This is a genomic window from Streptomyces sp. NPDC007872 (assembly GCF_042868165.1).
GTDB lineage: Bacteria > Actinomycetota > Actinomycetes > Streptomycetales > Streptomycetaceae > Streptomyces.
Genome location: NZ_JBIAEA010000004.1, coordinates 77,329 through 96,702, shown reverse-complemented (window position 1 = coordinate 96,702; position 19,374 = coordinate 77,329). Strand labels below are relative to the sequence as shown.

Below are 19,374 nucleotides of genomic sequence, written 5' to 3'. Positions count from 1 at the left end.
ACATGAGCACGGTCAACGGCGGCATCTCGTTCTGGTACGCGCAGGAGGGCGCCTCCGCCCCCCGCGAACCGCTCCCCGGCGACACGAGCGCCGACGTCTGCGTCGTGGGCGGCGGCTACACCGGCCTGTGGACGGCCTACTACCTGAAGAAGGCCGTGCCCTTCCTCAACATCACCGTCCTGGAGGCGAGGTTCTGCGGGTACGGCGCCTCCGGGCGCAACGGCGGCTGGCTCTACAACGGCATCGCCGGCCGCGACCGCTACGCGAAGCTCCACGGCCACGAGGCGGCCGTCCGCCTCCAGCAGGCCATGAACGCCACCGTCGCCGAGGTCGTCGACGTCTGCGAGCGGGAGGGGATCGACGCCGACGTGCACCGCGGCGGCGTCCTCGAAGTCGCCCTCTCGCCCGCCCAGTTGACCCGCCTCAAGGAGTTCCACGCGGCGGAGCTCGCCTTCGGCGAGACCGACCGCGTGCTGTACGGGGCCCGGGACACCGCCGCGCGCGTCCGCGTCACCGGCGCCGTCGGCTCCTCCTGGACCCCGCACGGCGCCCGCCTGCACCCGGTGAAGCTGGTGAAGGGCCTCGCGGCGGCGGTCGAGGCGCTGGGGGTCACGATCCACGAGTCGACCCCGGTGACGGAGATCAGGCCGAAGCACGCGGTGACCCCGTACGGCACGGTCCGCGCCCCGTACGTCCTGCGCTGCACCGAGGGCTTCACGGCCTCCCTGGCCGGGCAGCGGCGCTCCTGGCTCCCCATGAACTCCTCGATGATCGCCACCGAGCCGCTCACCGACGCGCAGTGGGAGTCCCTCGGCTGGGAGGGCCGCGAGACGCTGGGCGACATGGCGCACGCGTACATGTACGCCCAGCGCACCGCCGACGGCCGGATCGCGCTCGGCGGCCGGGGCGTCCCGTACCGCTTCGGCTCGAAGACCGACAACGACGGGCGCACCCAGCCGCGGACGGTCGAGGACCTGCGCGAGATCCTGGTCCGCTTCTTCCCGCAGCTCGCGGGGGTACGGGTGGACCACGCCTGGTCCGGTGTCCTCGGCGTCCCGCGCGACTGGTGCGCGACGGTCACCCTCGACCGCACCACGGGCCTGGGCTGGGCGGGCGGCTACGTCGGCTCGGGCGTCGCCACCGCCAACCTCGCCGCCCGCACCCTGCGCGACCTGATCAAGGAGGACTCCGGCCAGTCCGGCCCGACCGACCTCACGGCCCTCCCCTGGGTCGACCACAAGGTCCGCAAGTGGGAACCGGAACCGCTGCGCTGGCTCGGCGTCCAGACCATGTACGCGGCGTTCCGCGGCGCGGACCGCCGCGAGGCACGGGGGCGTTCGGCACGGACGGACAGGGTGGCGGTGCTGGCGAACAGGGTGAGCGGGAGGTAGGCCGCCCCGGGCCCGGACGGGCGGGGACGGCCTGGTGTGGGGTCAGCCGGGTACGGGGTCAGCCGATCGGCAGGGTCACGGTCAGGACCTCGCTGGACGGGGAGAGGTTCCCGGCACCGTCGGAGGTGCGGGCCCGGTACTCGTAGGCGCGTCCGTCGGCGGGCTGGGCGGCGCAGACGGTGGCCGTGGCCGGGTCGCGGCGCGGGTCGTAGCCCTGGTCCAGGACGACCGACCAGGCGGCCGTCCCCGCGGCGCGGCGCTCGATCCGGAAGCCGGTGAAGTCCCGGATCGGGGCGGGCGTCCAGTCGGTGGCGGTCGCCCGGACGCCGCCCGCGCACGAGCCGAGCGCCAGGTCGGGGGCGTACGCGGGGGCGATGCCGTCGGGAATCCCGATCCAGAGCTCGTGGGGAGCGGTGGCGTCGAGCGTCGTCGGGTTGTACGTGGTGGTGCCGCCGTCGTTGGTGACGAGGACGCGGTAGTGGTGGAACTCGCCGTCGGGGACGACGGGGGTGGTCCAGGTGTTGCCCTTGGTGGTGCCGAGCGGGACCCAGACGTAGGAGCCCTCCACCAGGTCGTTGCTCAGGACCGTGTAGTGGTCGAAGTGCGGCTCGGTGTTGAGGGGCCACTTCAGGGTGACCTTGCGGGTCGCCTTGTCGTACGTGCCGGTGAGGGAGGGGACGACGGGGAGGGGCCGGACGACGGCGTCGGCGCTGCCGGCCGAGACGTTGCCCGCCCGGTCCTTGGCGCGCACCTCGTAGGAGTACGGGGTGCGGTCGTCGCGGTTCACGAGCGGGTCGGTGAAGGTGCGCGTGGTGGTGGCGGCCGCCACGGTCGTCCAGGTGCCGGAGCCGACGGCCCGCCGGTGGAGGGAGAAGGAGGCGACGTCCATCTCCTTGTTGGCGTCCCAGGAGACGGTGGTCCTGCGGGTGGTGGTGTTGTAGGAGGTCCGCACGCCGGTGGGGGCGAGCGGCTTCACCTTGTCCAGGGCGGCCGTGGTCCTGGGCGCGTAGGCGAACGCGACCTTGGCGGCGCCGGACCAGTTCACGTGGTCGACGCGGAGGGTGTGGCGGCCGGCGGGGACGGTCAGGTTCACGCTCCTGGAGCGGGCGGTGTCCCCGGTGTCGGCCCACAGGTCGATCTTGCGGACGCCGTCCAGGTAGACGCGGACGCCGTCGGTGGCGGAGACGGTGAACGTGAACGGCCCTCCGGAGCCGAAGTCGCGGGACACCCACCAGCGGGTCCCGAAGCCGTTCGCCGGCACTCCGGCGACCGGACTGCCGGCCCAGCTCTCGCCGACGGCGCCGTCGCAGTCGGTCTTCACGGGCGTCCCGGAGAACGAGGTGTTCTTGTAGAACGTCCGCATGAAGACGTTGGTCCCACAGGTGACACCGGCGGCGGAGGCCGGCGGGGCGGCGGCCAGCAGACCCCCGAGGACGACGGCGGACAGGGCACCACCGGTGAGGGCGGCGGCGAGACTCTTGGGGTACACGGGGGCCTTCCGGGCTGTGCGTACGAATCGTTCGGCACCCAGACCGCCGGGAGGCACGGAAGGTTGCACACCCGGGAACGGGCCTCCGTTCCCTACGCCCCGCGTCCCCGCGGTCCGCCCCTCCCCGAGAGGGTCAATCGGCCAGGGGAACGATGCTCAACGCCCGGTAGTCGTAACCGTCCTGCCGGAAGCCCGGGGCCTCCCAGACGAGTTCGACCCGCTGCCCGGCCGACAGCGTGCGGAAGCCCTCCTTCTCGATACTGGTGTAGTGGCCCCAGCATCCCCCGGGGGTCTCGGGGGAGTCGAGGACCCCCCGCCCCTCCTCGTCCCGCCACTCACGAACGACCGCGATCACCATGGGGGAAACCTTACGGGGGCCCGGACCCGGCGGACCGTCCCGTCACGGGTCACGCAGCCAGGCAGACCGTCCCTTCACGGGTCACGCAGCCAGGTACCGGTGACCACTCGTCAGGCGGGCCCGTGCTCCTCCCACTCCCGCACGCGCACCGCTTCCAGCGGCCAACGCCGCTCCTCCCCGCCGCCGGGGCGCCGGGCCGCGACCTCCCGTGCGTACCGCTCGTGCCACCGCACCTGTTCGCGGTGGAGCGCGGGTCGGGACAGCCGGCCCACGGCCGGACGGCAGGCCGCGATCACCCGCGCGAGGACGAGCGCGGTCTCGGCGTCGCACGACGGATCGTCGGGGCGGTCGTGCGGGACGCCGTACCACTCGGCGACCTTCTCCAGGGAGCGGCCGCCCGACCGGAAGGGCTCGGCGTGCCGGTCCAGGACGAGCGGGTCGCAGACCGGCGCCACCCCGCCGACGAGCCGGCCGGACAACGGCGTCAGACCGTGCCGGAGCAGTTCGGTCTCCAACGTGGTCAGCACGAACGGGGCGTGCCAGACCACCAGGGGTTCCCTGGCCGCCATGTGCCCGGCGAGCACGGCCGCCAGTTCCTCCAGCGCCTCGGCGGCGGGCCGTCCCTCGCCACGGGCCCGCTCCACCGAGATGCCGTGTCCCTTCCCGGGCGCGACCGACACCGGCCCGGGGCCGGGATCGACCAGCCAGGACCGCCGCGTCCCGTCACTGGAGCACACGGCCGCGCCGAGGACGCGGTCGACGCCGTAGCGGTTGCCGGTGGTGGCGACGTCCAGGGCCATGAGACGGCGCCGGTGCCGGCCCGCGTGACGGCGGCGGGGCGGCGGGGCGGGCTCCCGGACGTGCTCGCGGTGGTAGACCTCCCGCCCGCCGACGGCCGTGTCCACGAGCACCCCGGCCCCGGCCGGAACGGCCTCTCCGCAGACCTCGCACTCCCCGTCCCACCGGTTGGGTCGCAGCGCGGAGACGTCCGAGGTGGTGCCGTTCGGATCGGGGACGGGCGCGTGGTCCGGGTGGTAGGTCACCCACCGACCCCACGCGCTGCGGAGCAGCACACCGGCCTCGGCCCCGACGTCCCCGCCGCACCGGGCGCAACGCCCCGCGTACGCGTTCGTCCGCACCGTGCTGTTCACCGCACCACCCCGCTCGCACCCGCCCCGGCACCACCCAGAACACACGCCCCTCGACCGGAGCGCCGTCGCGGACAACCGGGCCCGCCCGCACCAACTCATCCCGCAGGGACGATACTTCGCCCCGTGCGCACAGACGGACACTCCCACCTGGCCCTCCGCGCCGGCATCACGATCGGCGCCGTACTCACCGCACCGCTGCTGCTCCTCGCCGGCGGATTCGCGTACGACCGCCTCGTGCGGCACGTGTACCGGGACGGGGGCCCGTACTCCAAAGAAGAGGGCTGGGTGCACCCGGCGTACTTCGTGACGACGAACGCGCTGGTACGGACACTGACTCGGCCGACGCGCCGCACCGGCTGACCCGCCGTCGACGCCTCCGGCCGGACGGAGAGGACGTGGTACGGGGGCGGTCCGGCGCCCGCACCGCCCAGGCGCGGGCCGAGAACGAGAACCAGGCCGAGAACGAGACCGAGACCGAGGCCCGCACGCCCCGATCGCGCGGGAGGAGCGGGAGAAGGCGGGGAGAAGCCAGACGGCACCGGCGTTGTCGGTCCCCGGTGCTAGCTTCGCGACCATGGCAAACCGTTCCTACCTCTACTCCGCCGACTCCCTGCCGAACGAGTCGGAGATCCCCCAGCGGATCCGATGCATATCCGAGCACAACTGGGACGTCCCGCTCGCGCACAAGCTCATGGCGGGGCGCGGAACGACGATCGTCCCCTCCATGATCTGGAACCCCCCGATCGGCATCGCCGCGGACTACGCCGCCGGGGCGGCCCTGCTCCTGGACCTCCTGCGCGCGGTCGGCGAGGGCCTAGAGGACGACGCCGAGTTCGCCGCGTGCGTCGCCGGGACCACGGCCCACCTGGAGAAGCAGCGGGCGGAGTACTTCATCCTCGAAACCGGCGAGATCGTCTCGATGACGGACGACGACCCGGCAGCGAGCGTGCGCCGCCTGGCATCCGACGACATCCCCGACGCCGTCGCCCGCGCCGAGGCGGCGATCGCCGGCCGGGACGACGCCTGGCTGACCTCGCTCCGATCCGACTGGCAGAGCCACTTCGCGTCCTTCTACGGCGAGGCGCTCTACTTCTCCTTCCCCAACTGACGGGACCGGCGGCCCGGCGCGATGCCGGGCGCTCCCCGAGGAGACCGGATGCCGGTGCGGTCGTTGTCGGCCCCGTCGACGATCCGGGAGGACGAAGGCGGCCACGAACCAAACAACAGGCAGGCCCTGAAACGCCCTTCAGCCGCCCTGAACGACATTCCCCCTGCCGACGACACCCGGCCGCCATCGTCCGACAAGGCACACGGCGGTGCGATGCGACGTGCTACGACTCGCTACGAACAGCGGCCCGGAGCCCAGGTGGCTCCCCTCTGTCTCCCACCCGGAGGGTTACGGGCCCTGGAAGGACCCCGAACGTGATGACCGTCGAAGACCTCGTCCCCCGCGTGACGGCGAAGGCCAGGGCGACCTCCACGGCCCTGCCTCCCGTCGCCGGTGCCGAGGAGGTCGCCGAGGCGGAGGCTGCTCTCGGCTTCGCCCTCCCACCCCTGCTGGCGAGCCTGTACCGGGAGGTGGCCAACGGCGGCTACGGACCCGATTACCAGCTCCTCCCCCTGGTCGGGCCAGGACGCACGGTACTGAGCGAGTACCGCTCCGAACGATCCGCCTCGGTCGGGGGAGGGACACCGTACTGGCCGGCGGGCGTGCTGCCGATCCTCGACTGGGGCTGCGCCATGTACGCCGCGGTGGACTGCCTCGACGAGACCGCCACGGTCCTCCTCTTCGAGCCGAACGCCATGACGGACGACGGAGCCGAGGCCTGGTTCGTCGACGCCGGGAGCCTGGCCGAGTGGCTCGAAACCTGGCTCGCGGGAACAGGCTGGTACCGGGAAGACGCCGACGAGGACGTGGCGGAGCCGACCCCGTGGGAGGCGGCCGCCTCCCGAATCGCGGAGTGAACGAACCACGGGACGACCACCGATCTCACCCGGCGGAGCGGCTCCTCACACGACGGCGTCCAGGACTCGGCCGCCCCTGACGGCAGCCCTCGATGTCACCCGCGAATGCCGAAGGCCCCCAACCATGATCGGTCGGGGGCCTTCGCATGTCCCACCTGGAGCCCCCTGTCGGGTTCGAACCGACGACCCCCGCTTTACAAGAGCGGTGCTCTGGCCAACTGAGCTAAGGAGGCAACCCGTGCAGTGTATCCAACGACGCTCCCCCGGTGGTCGGGAATCTCACGGGGCGGGGAGTGCTGACAGATCCCCCCGCGGCAGGTAGCGTCACCCGTGGTTCACCCAGGTGGACTAGACCTCAATCCTTCCTTTACTCGGATCGTCCGGCACGTTCCTGCCGGTGAAGGGACACATCACCATGGCCTCCGTCACGTTCGACAAGGCGACCCGGGTGTACCCCGGTGCCACCAAGCCCTCCGTCGACCAGCTCGACATCGAGATCGCCGACGGCGAGTTCCTCGTCCTCGTCGGGCCCTCCGGCTGCGGCAAGTCGACCTCCCTGCGCATGCTCGCGGGTCTCGAGGACGTCAACGCCGGCTCCATCCGCATCGGTGACCGCGACGTCACGCACCTGCCGCCCAAGGACCGGGACATCGCCATGGTGTTCCAGAACTACGCGCTCTACCCGCACATGACCGTCGCCGACAACATGGGCTTCGCGCTCAAGATCGCCGGCGTCAACAAGGCCGACATCCGCGCCAAGGTCGAAGAGGCCGCCAAGATCCTCGACCTCACCGAGTACCTCGACCGCAAGCCGAAGGCGCTCTCCGGCGGTCAGCGCCAGCGCGTCGCCATGGGCCGCGCCATCGTCCGCGAGCCGCAGGTCTTCCTCATGGACGAGCCTCTGTCGAACCTCGACGCCAAGCTCCGCGTCTCGACCCGCACCCAGATCGCGAGCCTCCAGCGCCGCCTGGGCATCACCACGGTCTACGTCACCCACGACCAGACCGAGGCCCTCACCATGGGCGACCGCGTCGCCGTCCTCAAGGACGGTCTGCTCCAGCAGGTCGACACCCCGCGCAACATGTACGACAAGCCCGCGAACCTCTTCGTCGCCGGCTTCATCGGCTCCCCCGCCATGAACCTCGTCGAGGTCCCGATCACCGACGGCGGCGTGAAGTTCGGCAACAGCGTCGTCCCCGTCTCCCGCGACGCCATCGCCGCCGCCTCCGCCAACGGCGACACCACCGTCACCGTCGGCGTCCGCCCCGAGCACTTCGACGTCTCCGGCCCGACCGGCAAGGACGGCCTCGCCGTCACCGTCAACGTCGTCGAGGAGCTCGGCTCCGACGGCTTCGTCTACGGCTCCACCCGCGTCGGCGGCGAGGACAAGGACCTGGTCGTCCGCGTCGGCGGCCGCGACGTCCCCGCCAAGGGCTCCACGCTCCACGTCGTGCCCCGCGCCGGCGAGCTGCACGTCTTCTCCACCTCCACGGGCGCCCGCCTCAGCGACTGACCCGTAGACGATCAGAAGATCGGACGATCCAGCGGCCCCGCGTCCACCGGACGCGGGGCCGTTCGGCCATTCGGCCCCCATAGAGGGGTTTACGGCGCGAAACCCCGGCATTCCGGGGCCGTACCCGGCCAAAAGCACTCCCCGCGTCAACACGGAATTCGAAAAGCCGCCTCGAACCATCCCCCGCGAGAGTGACTAAATGTCGCCATATCATTACCGCCCGCTACGCTCGCCTGCGTGACCCACTCTGCCCGCCGAATCGGCCGCTCCCTCGCCCTCGTCCTGCCCGTCGTCCTGGTGCTCTCGGGAACGCTCGCGGTGTCCGCCGTTCCGTGGGCCGGCCAGGACTCCTCGACCCAGCTCACGGCCTCCGCCAAGGACGTCTCCGCGCCCGCCAAGTCCCGCGCCCCGCAGGACGTCCTGCGCGACCAGCTCCTCGCCGAGCTCCGGGCGAAGGACCCCGGCACCGCGCTCACCCACCTCCAGCGCGAGGTGGAGAACCGGCCCTCCCTCGCCCGGCACTGCATGTCGATCGCCCGCGACCTCGGCCGCGCCGCCGTCCAGCGCTACGGCCCCGCCCGCGCCCAGTCCTTCTCCCGCCCGGTCTGCGACACCTCGTTCGCGACCGGCGTCATGCGCGCGAGCTGAGCCCCGTCACCACGCGAACCAGGCCCCGCACCGCGCACACCGAGCCCGTCACCGCGCGATCCGGGCGGCCCCCCACCGCGTACGCCGCGCCCGGCGCCGCACACACCGGGCCCCTCGTCACGCACACCGGAACCCGCCCCCCGCGAACCGGTCCCCGTGGCGCGGTGCCGGAGCGCCGGGCGCCTATCGTGCCCGTATGCACTCCACTCCGACGCAGGCCGTGGTCCTGGCGGGCGGCCAGGGCTCGCGGCTGCGCCCCTACACCGACGACCGCCCCAAGCCGATGGTCGAGATCCCGGGCACCGGGACCCCGATCATCGGCCATCAGCTTTCCTGGCTGGCCGCCGAGGGCGTCACCCACGCCGTCGTCTCCTGCGGCCACCTCGCCGAGGTGCTCCAAGAGTGGCTCGAAGGCGCCGACCTGCCCCTGAAGGTGACGACGGTCGTCGAGACCGAGCCCCTGGGCCGCGGCGGCGGCCTCAAGTACGCCGCCGCGCGCCTCCCCTCGCCCGACGAGCCCTGGTACGCCACCAACGGCGACATCTGGACCCGCTTCTCGCTGCGCGAGATGGCCGCCTTCCACGCCGAGCGCGACGCCCTCGCCACCCTCGCCCTGGCCCGCCCCCGCATCCCGTGGGGCGCCGTCGAGACCGACACCTTCGGGCACATCACCGACTTCATCGAGGCGCCGCCGTCGCCGTTCCTCATCAACGCCGGCGTGTACGTCTTCTCCGCCGACTTCACCGAGCTCCTGCCCGACCTCGGCGACCACGAGCGGACCACCTTCCCCCGCCTCGCCCGCGAGCAGCGCCTCGCCGGCTTCCCGCTGCCCCAGGGGGCGTACTGGCGGGCCATCGACACCGCCAAGGACCTCACCGAGGCCGCCAGGGAACTGGCCGCCCAGAGGGCCTGAGACGCCCACGGCCCGGGACACTCACCGGCCCCCGGACGCACCGGCCCGGGACGCACCGGCCCCGGGCGTACGGGAAGGGCGGCACCGCGCGGAAGCGGTGCCGCCCTTTCTCCTTGCTCCGTACGGGACTCAGCCCAGCAGGCCGCCGATCGGGTTCCGGGCGCCGCCGTCCCCGCCGCCGCTCGTCGTCGAGCCGCTCTCCGACGGGGTGCCGGTCGAGCCGGTCGAGCCCGTGGAGCCGCCGCTCGACGTGCCGCCCGTGCCGCTCGGGGTGTCGCTGGTGGACGGCGGGGGCTCCGGGTCCGACCGCGTGGGCGTACGGTCGCCGGAGCCGCCGGTCCCGGTGCCGACGCCCTGCGTGGCGGTCGGGCGCTGCTCCCGGGTCCGGGTGGACTCGCGGGTCGGCTCGGCCGGGGTGTCGTCCGTCGCCTCCCGGGTCGGCTCGCTCTCCGCCGGGGCCTCGGTCGTCTTCTCCGCGGTCGCGGCCGGCTCGGGCGCGGTGGACGCCGGCTTCGAGGGGGCGTCGCCGCGCGGCTCCTGGAGCGGGCGGCCGGGGAGGTGGTTGATCGGGTCGTCGTTGGGGCCCGGGACGGTGACCATCTCGGTGGAGCGGACCGCGCCGCCGAGGACGGAACCGACGAGGAGGGTGAGGCCGACGACGACGGCGGCGAGGAGGGAGCCGCGGCGCAGCACCCGGCGGCGCAGGTCCAGGAGGTCGGCGCGGGGGCCGAGGGTGCGCCAGGCCTCCCCGGCGAGGCGGCCGTCGAGGGAGTAGACGGGGGCGCCCGCCATGATCAGCGGCGTCCAGGCGGCCAGGTAGATGATGTCGGCCGAGTCGTAGACCGGGACGCTCTTCCAACTGACGGTGAGCAGCAGCGCGGCGGAGAGCAGGGCGCCGACGGCGGCGGCGACGCGCTGCCAGAGCCCGAGGATCGTGAGGACGCCGACGACGACCTGGAGGAAGGCGACGGTGAGTCCGGCGCCGACGGGGTGCTGGAGGGCGAAGTCGCGGAGCGGTTCGGCGAGGGCCCAGGGGTGGAGGGAGTTGAGCCACTTCACCATGGAGCCGCGCTCGCCGCCGTCGAAGTAGACGGGGTCGCAGAGCTTGCCCATGCCCGCGTAGACCGAGATGAAGCCGAGGAAGACCCGGAGCGGGAGGAGGACGACGCCGAGGTTCATCCGGCGGCCGGGGTAGTAGGCGTGCCGGACGGAGTCCTGTCCGTGCCGCCGCTCGGCGCGGCCCTGCCGCTCCTCCCCGTCCGCGTACGACTCGTTCCCGTACGACTCGTCTCCGTACGCCTCGTCCCCGTACGGCTCGCCCGGCTCGGGCCGCGGCTCGTACAGGTCGTCGTAGGCTCCCTCGGCGCGCCGCATCGGGGGCAGCAGCGGCGCGGCCCCGGCGGGCACCACGGGGGTGGGCATGGTGTCGCCGATGCCGGGGATCGCCTGGGTGGCGCCCGCGTCCGGGCCGCCGTGACCCCCGCGCCCGCCGAGCGGTTCGAGCGTGGCGACGGAGGACTTGCGCACGGCCTGGAGGAGGCCGGTCGCGCCCGGCGTGGACTTCCCGGTCCACACGACGGGTCGCCGGCGCGGGCCGCCGCCCGCCCGGGCCCCCGCTCCGGACAGGGCCGCGGCACGGGCGCCGGCGGCGAACTTCGGCTGCGGGGCCGGCGCGAGCCGCACACGGAAGCTGGCGTGGTTCACGATCACCTGGGCGGGATCGGAATCCACCTTGACCATGCTCAGCGGGGGCTGATCGTCGAACCCCGGCCGGGGCGTTCTGGTGTCCACACTCATCTAACCGAGTGATCCGGGTTTAGGACACTGCCTTGACGGCTCGCAAATGTCCGAGACCCGTCAAGATCACCGCCGCGGCCGGGGCCGGGGCCGTACGGCCGGGGTACGGGGCCGGGGTCAGCCCCTGCGGCGGCGGGCCGCCTCGTACAGCACGACACCGGCGGCGACACCGGCGTTGAGCGACTCGGCGCCGCCCGGCATCGGGATGCGGACCAGGAAGTCGCAGGTCTCGCCGACGAGCCGGGACAGGCCCTTGCCCTCGGAGCCGACGACGATGACGACCGGGCCGGACAGCGCCTCCAGCTCGTGGACCTCGGTGTCGCCGTCCGCGGACAGGCCGACGACCGTGAGACCGGCCTTCTGGTACTGCTCCAGACAGCGGGTCAGGTTGGTGGCGCGGGCGACCGGGGTGCGGGCGGCGGTGCCGGCCGAGGTCTTCCAGGCGCCGGCGGTCATGCCGGCCGCGCGGCGCTCGGGGACGACGACGCCGTGGCCGCCGAAGGCGGAGACGGAGCGGACGACGGCGCCGAGGTTGCGCGGGTCGGTGACGCCGTCGAGGGCGACGATCAGCGGGTCCTCGTGGTCGTCGAACGCGGCCGCGGCCAGGTCCTCGGGGTGCGCGTACTCGTACGGCGGGACCTGGAGGACGAGGCCCTGGTGGTTCAGGCCGTTCGTCATCCGGTCCAGCTCGGGGCGCGGCGCCTCCATGATGTGGATGTTGCCGCGGCCGGTGGCGAGGTTGAGGGCCTCGCGCACGCGCTCGTCGTTGTCGATGAACTGCTGGACGTACAGGGTCGTGGCGGGCACGCCGTCGCGCAGGGCCTCGAAGACCGGGTTGCGGCCGACGACCATCTCGGACAGGCCCTTGCCGCCGCGGCGGGCGACGGGCTTGCGCTTGGCCGCCTGCCGGGCCATCGCGTTGGAGACGCGGTACGCCTTGTGGCCCTTGCGGTCCTCGGCCCTGGGCGTCGGGCCCTTGCCTTCGAGGCCCTTGCGCCGCTGGCCACCGCTGCCGACCGTCGCACCCTTCTTGTTCGACGTGCGGCGGTTCCTGCGCTGGCTGTTCCCGGCCATGACTACCTGTTTCCTCTGCTGACGTACAAAGTCTGTAACTGAAGTGTGCCGCCCGGAGGTCCGAGCGGCACGTCTTCTAACGGTTGCCCAGCGTCCAGCGGGGGCCGTCGGGGCTGTCCTCGATGGCGAGGCCGGACTGGTTGAGCTGGTCGCGGATCGCGTCCGCGGTCGCCCAGTCCTTCCGCTCGCGCGCCGACTCGCGCTGCTGGAGCACGAGCCGTACGAGGGTGTCGACGACGCCGTGGAGCTCCTCGCCGCCGCCGGACTCCTCGGCCCACCGGGGGTCGAGGGGGTCCAGGCCGAGGACGCCGAGCATGGCGCGGACCTCGGCGAGGCGGGCGATGGCCTCGTCCTTGTCGTCCGCGGCGAGGGCGCTGTTGCCCTGGCGGACGGTGGTGTGGATGATCGCGAGCGCGTGCGGCACGCCCAGGTCGTCGTCCATGGCCTCGGCGAAGGCCGGCGGCACCTCGGCGGCGGGGGCGACGGGCGCCCCGGCCTTCTCGGTGGCGCGCTGGACGAAGCCCTCGATGCGGGCGAACGCCGACTCGGCCTCGCGCAGGGACTCCTCGCTGTACTCGATCATCGAGCGGTAGTGCGGGGTGCCCAGGTAGTAGCGCAGGACGATGGGGCGCCAGTTCTTCACCATCTCGGACACGAGCACGCTGTTGCCGAGCGACTTCGACATCTTCTCGCCGCTCATGGTGACCCAGGCGTTGTGCACCCAGTACCGGGCGAACGCGTCGCCGAAGGCCTTGGCCTGGGCGATCTCGTTCTCGTGGTGCGGGAAGATCAGGTCGAGGCCGCCGCCGTGGACGTCGAAGGCGGGGCCCAGGTACTTGTGGGCCATGGCCGAGCACTCCAGGTGCCAGCCGGGACGGCCGCGGCCCCAGGGGGTCTCCCAGTCGGGCTCGCCCGGCTTGGTCGCCTTCCACATGGCGAAGTCGCGCGGGTCGCGCTTGCCGGAGACGCCCTCGTCGGGCTGGCGCAGGTCGTCGATGTCCTGGTTGGACAGCTCCAGGTAGCCCGGGAAGGAGCGCACGTCGAAGTAGACGCTGCCGTCCGCCTCGTAGGCGTGGCCGCGCTCGATGAGGCCGCGCATCATCTCGATCATCTCGGGGACGTGCCCGGTGGCGCGCGGCTCGTAGGTCGGCGGCAGGCAACCGAGGGCGTCGTAGCCGGAGTTGAACGCGCGCTCGTTCTCGTACCCGATGGACCACCAGGGACGGCCCTGCTCGGCCGCCTTCGCGATGATCTTGTCGTCGATGTCGGTGACGTTGCGGACGAACGTGACGTCGTAGCCGCGGTACTCGAACCAGCGGCGCATGATGTCGAAGTTCAGCCCCGACCGGATGTGGCCGATGTGCGGGGCCGCCTGGACGGTGGCGCCACAGAGGTAGATCGAGACACAGCCCGGTGTGAGCGGGGTGAAGTCACGGATCTGCCGGGCGCTGGTGTCGTACAGGCGAATAGTCACCCCTCCAGGGTAGTGGGCGTGTGGTAGTGCCCCGCGACCTATTCCCGGCCACGGGGCACGTTTTTCGTCGCCCCTACTTCTGTACGGGGTCCTGCGCGGGCTTCCGTACGGGGTACACCAGGGCGGTCGCCAGGGCGGCGAGGCCCTCGGCGCGGCCGGTGAGGCCGAGGCCGTCGGTGGTGGTGCCGGAGACGGAGACCGGCGCGCCGGCCGCCTCGCCCAGCGCCTTCTGCGCCTCGTCGCGCCGCTTGCCGACCTTGGGGCGGACGCCGACGACCTGCACGGCGATGTTGCCGATCTCGTACCCCTCGGCGCGGACGATCCGGGCGGCCTCGGCGAGCAGGGTGGTGCCGGAGGCGCCGGACCACTCGGGGCGCGAGGTGCCGAAGTGGGCGCCGAGGTCGCCGATGCCGGCGGCGGAGAAGAGGGCGTCGCAGGCGGCGTGGGCGGCGACGTCGCCGTCGGAGTGCCCGGCGAGTCCGTACCCGTCGCTCTCGGAGGCCTCCCAGAGGAGGCCCGCGCACCACAGTTCCCGGCCCTTCTCGAAGGCGTGGACGTCGGTGCCGATGCCGGTGCGGGGAAGGTTCATCGGCTCAGAAGCCATCGTTGGCCCTCCTGCGGGCGAGTACGGCCTCGGCGAGGACGAGGTCGAGGGGGCGGGTCACCTTGAAGGCCTCTTCGTGGCCGGGCACGACGACGACGGGCGCGCCGAGCCTCTCGACCATGCCGGCGTCGTCGGTGGCGCCCTCTCCGGTGAGGGCGACGGTGGCGTGGGCGTTCACGAGGGTGTCGCGGTCGAAGCCCTGCGGGGTCTGGACCGCGCGGAGGCGGGCGCGGACCGGGGTGGCGACGACCTGCTCGGGGTCGCCGGGCCTCTCCGCCGGCTCGACCTCCTTGACGGTGTCGGCCACGGGCAGCGCGGGGACGACGGCGACGGCCCCGTCCCGTACGGCCTCGATGACGGCGTCCACGGTGTCGACGGGGACGAGCGGGCGGGCCGCGTCGTGGACGAGGACGGCGGTGACGCCCTCGGGGAGCGCTTCGAGCCCGAGGCGGACGGACTCCTGGCGGGTCTCGCCGCCGGGGACGACCAGGTAGTCGGTCCTCTCGGGGAGGGCGTGGGTGTCGAGGAGGTTCTTGACCTCGGCGGCGCCGTCGGGAGGCGCGACCACGACGACGAGCGAGACCGCGCGGGAGGCGGCCATCGCGCGGACGGCGTGGACGAGCATGGGGGTGCCGCTCAGCGCGCGCAGCGCCTTGGGGGCGCCCGGGCCGAGGCGTACGCCCCGTCCGGCCGCCGGGATCACGACGGCGGTACGGCTGGGACGCGCTTCGTCTGACATCGGTTGCACTCCGGCAGGTTTGTTTCCGCGGCCGACATGGGTATGGCACTCACCGTGCCGGACGCTCCGCCTTGACCGGGCCCTTTCCGTGACGACGGTCGAGGCGTTGCCGCCCAGCACAGGGGGTTCGGACGTATCGGGGGTTCGGACGCGCCCGGAGACGTCGTACGCGAACCGTACGCGAACATGCCGCAGTGCCCGACGACAGCGCTGTGTGGATCACAGCACGCCAGCGGGCACCGCGGCATCGCTTCACTTGAGGAACGCGCTCCGGTGTGGCCGGAACACGCTCAGGACGCGAGGACCTCGTCGAGGAGAGCCTCGGCCTTGTCCTCGTTCGTGTTCTCCGCGAGGGCCAGCTCGCTGACCAGGATCTGCCGGGCCTTGGCGAGCATGCGCTTCTCACCTGCGGAGAGACCCCGCTCGCGCTCGCGCCGCCACAGGTCGCGCACCACTTCGGCGACCTTGATGACGTCGCCGGAGGCGAGCTTCTCGAGGTTTGCCTTGTAGCGACGGGACCAGTTCGTCGGCTCCTCGGCGTACGGCGCGCGCAGCACCTCGAAGACCCGGTCCAGCCCGTCCTGCCCGACCACGTCGCGGACCCCGACGAACTCCGCGTTGTCCGCCGGCACGCGGACCGTCAGGTCACCCTGCGCGACCTTGAGCACCAAGTAGGTCTTGTCCACGCCTTTGATCTGGCGAGTTTCGATGGCCTCGATCAGCGCGGCCCCGTGATGGGGATAGACCACGGTGTCGCCAACCTTGAACGTCATGTGACAGGTACCCCTTCCGTGGCTATCAAGAGTAACACGGATACGGCTTCTTCTGAATGGCGTTTTCGCAGGTCAGGGCATATCTCAGGGCTTGACAACAGCGACGCGGACGTGCTGCGGAGAGCTTCCGGAAGGGGGTATTCGCAGGTCGGAGCGGCTGTGCGGACGGAGAGAAACGCGCACGTTACACCTACTCGGGCCTCCGGGAAGAGGGAGTGATGTCCTGGTTTGTCTGCTTCGGAGTGGCCTTCTTCACGTGCTCCGTTCGAGGATCGGTCACTCGTACGGATGCATCGTGGGGTGATTCCCGAAATTGATCAGCCGAGATCGTCCGAGATCGGTCCGGGATTTCCCGGAGGGGCGGCTCCGGGAATGCGGGGCGGGCCCCGAATTGATCAAGGCGGTTATGTGAACAACAGGTCAATGGGTCGTGATCCGGCCACGCGGAGCGACGGAGGACGGCCACTCCACGCGGCCGGGCGGGGTGTGCGGGCCGGGAGCCCGGCCCCGGGCCCGGGCGGGGTGCGACCGGTTAGGGGCGGGTCGGGTGCGGGACGGAGAGTGCGGCTCGGTAACCTAAGCGCGCTGACACGCCTTCAGTCGGCCCCTGGTCCTCACACCCGTCCGTACGTCCTAGGAGATGCCGCCGCCGTGAGCCGCAGCCTTCGACGCGGCGCCCTCGCCGCCACCGCCATCGTGTTCTCCGTCGCCGCCCTGTCCGCCTGCGGTGCGGGCAACGACGCGCAGACCCTCCAGATCCGTCCGGACAACGCCGCCGTCACCGTGGACGACGTCAAGATCCAGAACGCCCTGGTCATCACGCAGCCCGAGACCGGCGTCAAGGGTCCGGCCGCCGTCTCGGCCACGGTCTTCAACAACGGCTCCCAGTCGCAGACCCTCGACGCGATCACCCTGCCGGGTTCGAGCGCGACCGTGAAGCTGACGCCGGCCGGCGGCACCGGCGCGGTCACCGTCCCGGCCGGCGGCTCCGTCGTCATCGGCGGCGCGGGCAACGCCACCGCCGTGATCGAGAACGGCACCGAGTCCGCCAAGCTCGGCGACGCGCAGGAGATCGTCTTCAAGCTGAGCAAGACCGGCGAGGTGGGCCTGGAGGCCTTCGTCGTCCCCGCGAAGGGCTACTTCACGGAGTTCGGCCCGGAGGTCGTCCCCGCTCCCCCGGCCGCCACGCCGACCGCCTCGGCCACGCCGTCGGGCGAGGCCGAGCACGGCGCCGAGCACGGCGCGGAGGGCTCCGCGACGCCGTCGGGCGAAGCGAGCCACGAGGCCGGCCACTGAGGGCCGTACCCGCCCGTACGTGAAAGGGGCACCCCCTCGGAGGGGGTGCCCCTTTCACGTACTTCACGTATGAACGTGGATACCGGCGCTGTCTACGGCTCGAACTTGTAGCCCAGGCCCCGGACCGTCACCAGATAGCGCGGGGCTCCGGGATCGGGCTCGATCTTGGCGCGCAGGCGCTTGACGTGGACGTCGAGGGTCTTGGTGTCGCCGACGTAGTCCGCGCCCCAGACCCGGTCGATGAGCTGCATGCGGGTGAGCACGCGGCCCGCGTTGCGCAGCAGCATCTCCAGGAGGTCGAACTCCTTCAGGGGCAGGTCGACCTTGCCGCCGGAGACCGTCACCACGTGCCGGTCGACGTCCATGCGGACCGGACCGGCCTCCAGGGCCGCCGGGGTGACCTCCTCCGGCTCGCCGCGGCGGCGGAGCACCGCGCGGATGCGGGCGACCAGCTCCCGCGAGGAGAAGGGCTTGGTCACGTAGTCGTCGGCCCCTATCTCCAGGCCGACGACCTTGTCGATCTCGCTGTCCTTGGCGGTCACCATGATCACCGGGACGTTCGAGCGGCCGCGCAACTGGCGGCACACCTCGGTACCGGGAAGGCCCGGAAGCATCAGGTCGAGGAGGACGAGGTCGGCTCCGTTGCGCTCGAACTCGTCGAGGCCGTCGGGCCCGGTCGCCGCGACGGCGACCTCGAAGCCCTCCTTGCGGAGCATGTACGACAGGGCGTCGCTGAAGGATTCCTCATCCTCGACGACGAGCACTCGGGTCACGGAAGGACCTCCGGGGCGGGAAGCGGTTCGGTCATGAGATCGGGGGTGGGGGAGGCGGGCCGGCGGTCCCGTGCGGAGCCCGCCTCGGGCAGCCGCAGGGTGAAGGTGGAGCCCTGACCCTCGGTGCTCCAGACGGTGACCTCCCCGCCGTGCGAGGCGGCCACGTGCTTCACGATGGCGAGGCCCAGGCCCGTGCCGCCGGTGGCACGGGAGCGGGCGGGGTCGACGCGGTAGAAGCGCTCGAAGACGCGCTCCTTGTCCTTGTCGGGGATGCCGATGCCCTGGTCGGTGACGGCTATCTCGATGAGGTCGCCGCCGGGCGCGGCGACCTTGCGGGCCGCGATGCCGACGCGGGTGTGGGCCGGTGAGTAGTTGACGGCGTTCTCGACGAGGTTGCCGAGGGCGGCGGCGAGCTGGCCGCGGCTCCCCCAGACCCGCAGGTCGGCCGCGCCACCGGAGACCATCGTGATCTGCTTGGTGGTGGCGGTGTGCCGGGAGCGGTCGATCGCCTCGGCGACGAGCTCGTCCACGGAGACCGGCTCGGAGTCCTCCAGCGGGTCGTCGTTCTGCACGCGGGAGAGGTCGATGAGCTCCTGTACGAGGTTGGTGAGGCGGGTCGCCTCGATCTGCATCCGGCCGGCGAAACGGGTGACCGCCTCGGGGTCGTCCGAGGCGTCCATGACGGCCTCGGAGAGCAGCGAGAGCGCGCCCGTGGGGGTCTTCAGCTCGTGGCTGACATTGGCGACGAAGTCGCGCCGCACCGCCTCGATGCGCCGGGCCTCGGTGAGGTCCTCGACCAGGAGCAGTACGAGCCGGGAGCCCAGGGGGGCGACGCGGGCGGAGACGGCGAGGGCCTCGCCGCGTCCGGTGCCGCGCCGGGGCAGGTCCAGTTCGACCTGCCGTATCTCCCCGTCGCGGCGGGTGTCGCGGGCCATGTTGAGCATGGGCTCGACGGCCAGCTTGCCGCCGCGGACCAGACCGAGCGCGTACGCCGCCGAGCTGGCCTTCACCACGGAGTCGCTCTCGTCGAGGACGACCGCGGAGGAGCGCAGTACGGACAGCACGGTGTCGACGCCGGGCGGGAGCACGGCGTCGGTGTGCAGCGAGGTGCGGGTGGGGCGCGTCTGGTCGCGTTCGCTCCAGCGGAACGCCAGCATGGCGATCACGCCGGTGCACACGCCGGCGATCGCTGCCAATGCGGCGACCGCCGCGTTCACGTCCATGCCCCAAGGTTATGCGGGGTGGCGGGCGCTCTCCCAGCCGTCCGAGTGGCTCCTCGAACAGTCGTCGCCCAGAGTTCACCGTGGAGACCCGGCCGGTTCACTTGCCCCGGCGGGCGCGGTGGCGTGCGTCGCCCAGAGTTCACCTGGGAGACGGTGGCGGTTCACACGAGGGGGTGGAACCGGACGCGTAGGG

The 19,374-nt window shown here is 72.4% G+C and carries 19 protein-coding genes and 1 tRNA gene; 8 read left to right on the top strand and 12 right to left on the bottom strand.

The window, feature by feature from the left end; all coding sequences use genetic code 11:
• Nucleotides 1–2: 2 nt before the first annotated feature.
• Nucleotides 3–1,391, top strand: coding sequence for an NAD(P)/FAD-dependent oxidoreductase (locus tag ACFYNX_RS14930; RefSeq protein WP_388661690.1), 1,389 nt, complete (start codon nucleotides 3–5; stop codon nucleotides 1,389–1,391).
• A 58-nt stretch (nucleotides 1,392–1,449) separates the two neighbouring features.
• Here ACFYNX_RS14930 and ACFYNX_RS14925 read toward each other — a convergent pair whose 3' ends face one another.
• The 3 genes from ACFYNX_RS14925 to ACFYNX_RS14915 all read right to left on the bottom strand — a co-directional run bounded on the left by ACFYNX_RS14925 (nucleotide 1,450) and on the right by ACFYNX_RS14915 (nucleotide 4,389).
• Complete coding sequence (locus ACFYNX_RS14925) at nucleotides 1,450–2,880, bottom strand: PA14 domain-containing protein (protein WP_388661688.1); 1,431 nt, start codon at nucleotides 2,878–2,880, stop codon at nucleotides 1,450–1,452.
• Between the two features lie 133 nt (nucleotides 2,881–3,013).
• Nucleotides 3,014–3,238 carry a cold shock domain-containing protein gene (locus tag ACFYNX_RS14920; RefSeq protein WP_388661686.1) on the bottom strand — a complete coding sequence of 75 codons (225 nt, stop codon included), beginning with the start codon at nucleotides 3,236–3,238 and terminating at the stop codon, nucleotides 3,014–3,016.
• A 110-nt stretch (nucleotides 3,239–3,348) separates the two neighbouring features.
• A complete protein-coding gene (locus tag ACFYNX_RS14915) occupies nucleotides 3,349–4,389 on the bottom strand; it encodes a hypothetical protein (protein ID WP_388661684.1) in 1,041 nt (346 codons plus the stop codon).
• Nucleotides 4,390–4,512: 123 nt separating this feature from the next.
• Here ACFYNX_RS14915 and ACFYNX_RS14910 point away from each other — a divergent pair, with 123 nt between their 5' ends.
• From ACFYNX_RS14910 to ACFYNX_RS14900, 3 genes are all read left to right on the top strand, one after another.
• Complete coding sequence (locus ACFYNX_RS14910; protein ID WP_388661682.1) at nucleotides 4,513–4,749, top strand: hypothetical protein; 237 nt, start codon at nucleotides 4,513–4,515, stop codon at nucleotides 4,747–4,749.
• Between the two features lie 214 nt (nucleotides 4,750–4,963).
• Nucleotides 4,964–5,497 (top strand): hypothetical protein, encoded by a 534-nt coding sequence (locus ACFYNX_RS14905; RefSeq protein ID WP_125661182.1) that lies wholly within the window; start codon nucleotides 4,964–4,966, stop codon nucleotides 5,495–5,497.
• A gap of 317 nt (nucleotides 5,498–5,814) precedes the next feature.
• Nucleotides 5,815–6,354, top strand: a complete 540-nt coding sequence (locus ACFYNX_RS14900) for an SMI1/KNR4 family protein (RefSeq protein WP_388661680.1) — start codon at nucleotides 5,815–5,817, stop codon at nucleotides 6,352–6,354.
• Between the two features lie 156 nt (nucleotides 6,355–6,510).
• On the opposite strand, the gene ACFYNX_RS14895 is transcribed toward ACFYNX_RS14900, so the two are convergent.
• Nucleotides 6,511–6,587: transfer RNA gene (locus ACFYNX_RS14895), tRNA-Thr, on the bottom strand.
• A 182-nt stretch (nucleotides 6,588–6,769) separates the two neighbouring features.
• Here ACFYNX_RS14895 and ACFYNX_RS14890 point away from each other — a divergent pair.
• From ACFYNX_RS14890 to ACFYNX_RS14880, 3 genes are all read left to right on the top strand, one after another.
• Entirely contained in the window at nucleotides 6,770–7,867 is a 1,098-nt protein-coding gene (locus tag ACFYNX_RS14890; RefSeq protein WP_125661162.1) for an ABC transporter ATP-binding protein, read from the top strand.
• 237 nt (nucleotides 7,868–8,104) lie between these two features.
• A complete protein-coding gene (locus ACFYNX_RS14885; RefSeq protein WP_365548864.1) occupies nucleotides 8,105–8,515 on the top strand; it encodes a hypothetical protein in 411 nt (136 codons plus the stop codon).
• Nucleotides 8,516–8,711: 196 nt separating this feature from the next.
• Entirely contained in the window at nucleotides 8,712–9,428 is a 717-nt protein-coding gene (locus ACFYNX_RS14880; RefSeq protein ID WP_125661157.1) for a nucleotidyltransferase family protein, read from the top strand.
• Nucleotides 9,429–9,557: 129 nt separating this feature from the next.
• On the opposite strand, the gene ACFYNX_RS14875 is transcribed toward ACFYNX_RS14880, so the two are convergent.
• The 6 genes from ACFYNX_RS14875 to ACFYNX_RS14850 form a co-directional block, all read right to left on the bottom strand.
• Entirely contained in the window at nucleotides 9,558–11,225 is a 1,668-nt protein-coding gene (locus ACFYNX_RS14875; protein WP_388661678.1) for a DoxX family protein, read from the bottom strand.
• 117 nt (nucleotides 11,226–11,342) lie between these two features.
• Nucleotides 11,343–12,299: a 23S rRNA (guanosine(2251)-2'-O)-methyltransferase RlmB gene (gene rlmB, locus ACFYNX_RS14870; protein WP_125661152.1), complete on the bottom strand. Its 957-nt coding sequence runs from the start codon at nucleotides 12,297–12,299 to the stop codon at nucleotides 11,343–11,345.
• A 76-nt stretch (nucleotides 12,300–12,375) separates the two neighbouring features.
• Nucleotides 12,376–13,773, bottom strand: coding sequence for a cysteine--tRNA ligase (cysS, locus tag ACFYNX_RS14865; protein WP_388661675.1), 1,398 nt, complete (start codon nucleotides 13,771–13,773; stop codon nucleotides 12,376–12,378).
• Nucleotides 13,774–13,846: 73 nt separating this feature from the next.
• Nucleotides 13,847–14,377, bottom strand: coding sequence for a 2-C-methyl-D-erythritol 2,4-cyclodiphosphate synthase (gene ispF, locus ACFYNX_RS14860; protein WP_388661673.1), 531 nt, complete (start codon nucleotides 14,375–14,377; stop codon nucleotides 13,847–13,849).
• Nucleotides 14,367–15,116: a 2-C-methyl-D-erythritol 4-phosphate cytidylyltransferase gene (gene ispD, locus ACFYNX_RS14855; RefSeq protein WP_365548849.1), complete on the bottom strand. Its 750-nt coding sequence runs from the start codon at nucleotides 15,114–15,116 to the stop codon at nucleotides 14,367–14,369. The genes ispF and ispD overlap by 11 nt, the downstream gene beginning before the upstream one ends.
• A gap of 290 nt (nucleotides 15,117–15,406) precedes the next feature.
• Nucleotides 15,407–15,889 carry a CarD family transcriptional regulator gene (locus ACFYNX_RS14850; protein WP_003953493.1) on the bottom strand — a complete coding sequence of 161 codons (483 nt, stop codon included), beginning with the start codon at nucleotides 15,887–15,889 and terminating at the stop codon, nucleotides 15,407–15,409.
• Between the two features lie 651 nt (nucleotides 15,890–16,540).
• On the opposite strand from ACFYNX_RS14850, the gene ACFYNX_RS14845 reads away from it, so the two are divergent.
• On the top strand, nucleotides 16,541–17,185 hold the full coding sequence (locus ACFYNX_RS14845) for a DUF461 domain-containing protein (protein ID WP_365548846.1): 645 nt from the start codon (nucleotides 16,541–16,543) through the stop codon (nucleotides 17,183–17,185).
• Nucleotides 17,186–17,277: 92 nt separating this feature from the next.
• Here ACFYNX_RS14845 and ACFYNX_RS14840 read toward each other — a convergent pair whose 3' ends face one another.
• Together ACFYNX_RS14840 and ACFYNX_RS14835 are read right to left on the bottom strand one after the other, a co-directional pair.
• The gene (locus tag ACFYNX_RS14840; protein ID WP_017242433.1) at nucleotides 17,278–17,958 is read right to left on the bottom strand and encodes a response regulator transcription factor; all 681 of its coding nucleotides are present in this window, start codon (nucleotides 17,956–17,958) and stop codon (nucleotides 17,278–17,280) included.
• Complete coding sequence (locus ACFYNX_RS14835; protein ID WP_365548843.1) at nucleotides 17,955–19,181, bottom strand: ATP-binding protein; 1,227 nt, start codon at nucleotides 19,179–19,181, stop codon at nucleotides 17,955–17,957. The genes ACFYNX_RS14840 and ACFYNX_RS14835 overlap by 4 nt, the downstream gene beginning before the upstream one ends.
• Nucleotides 19,182–19,374: the final 193 nt, after the last annotated feature.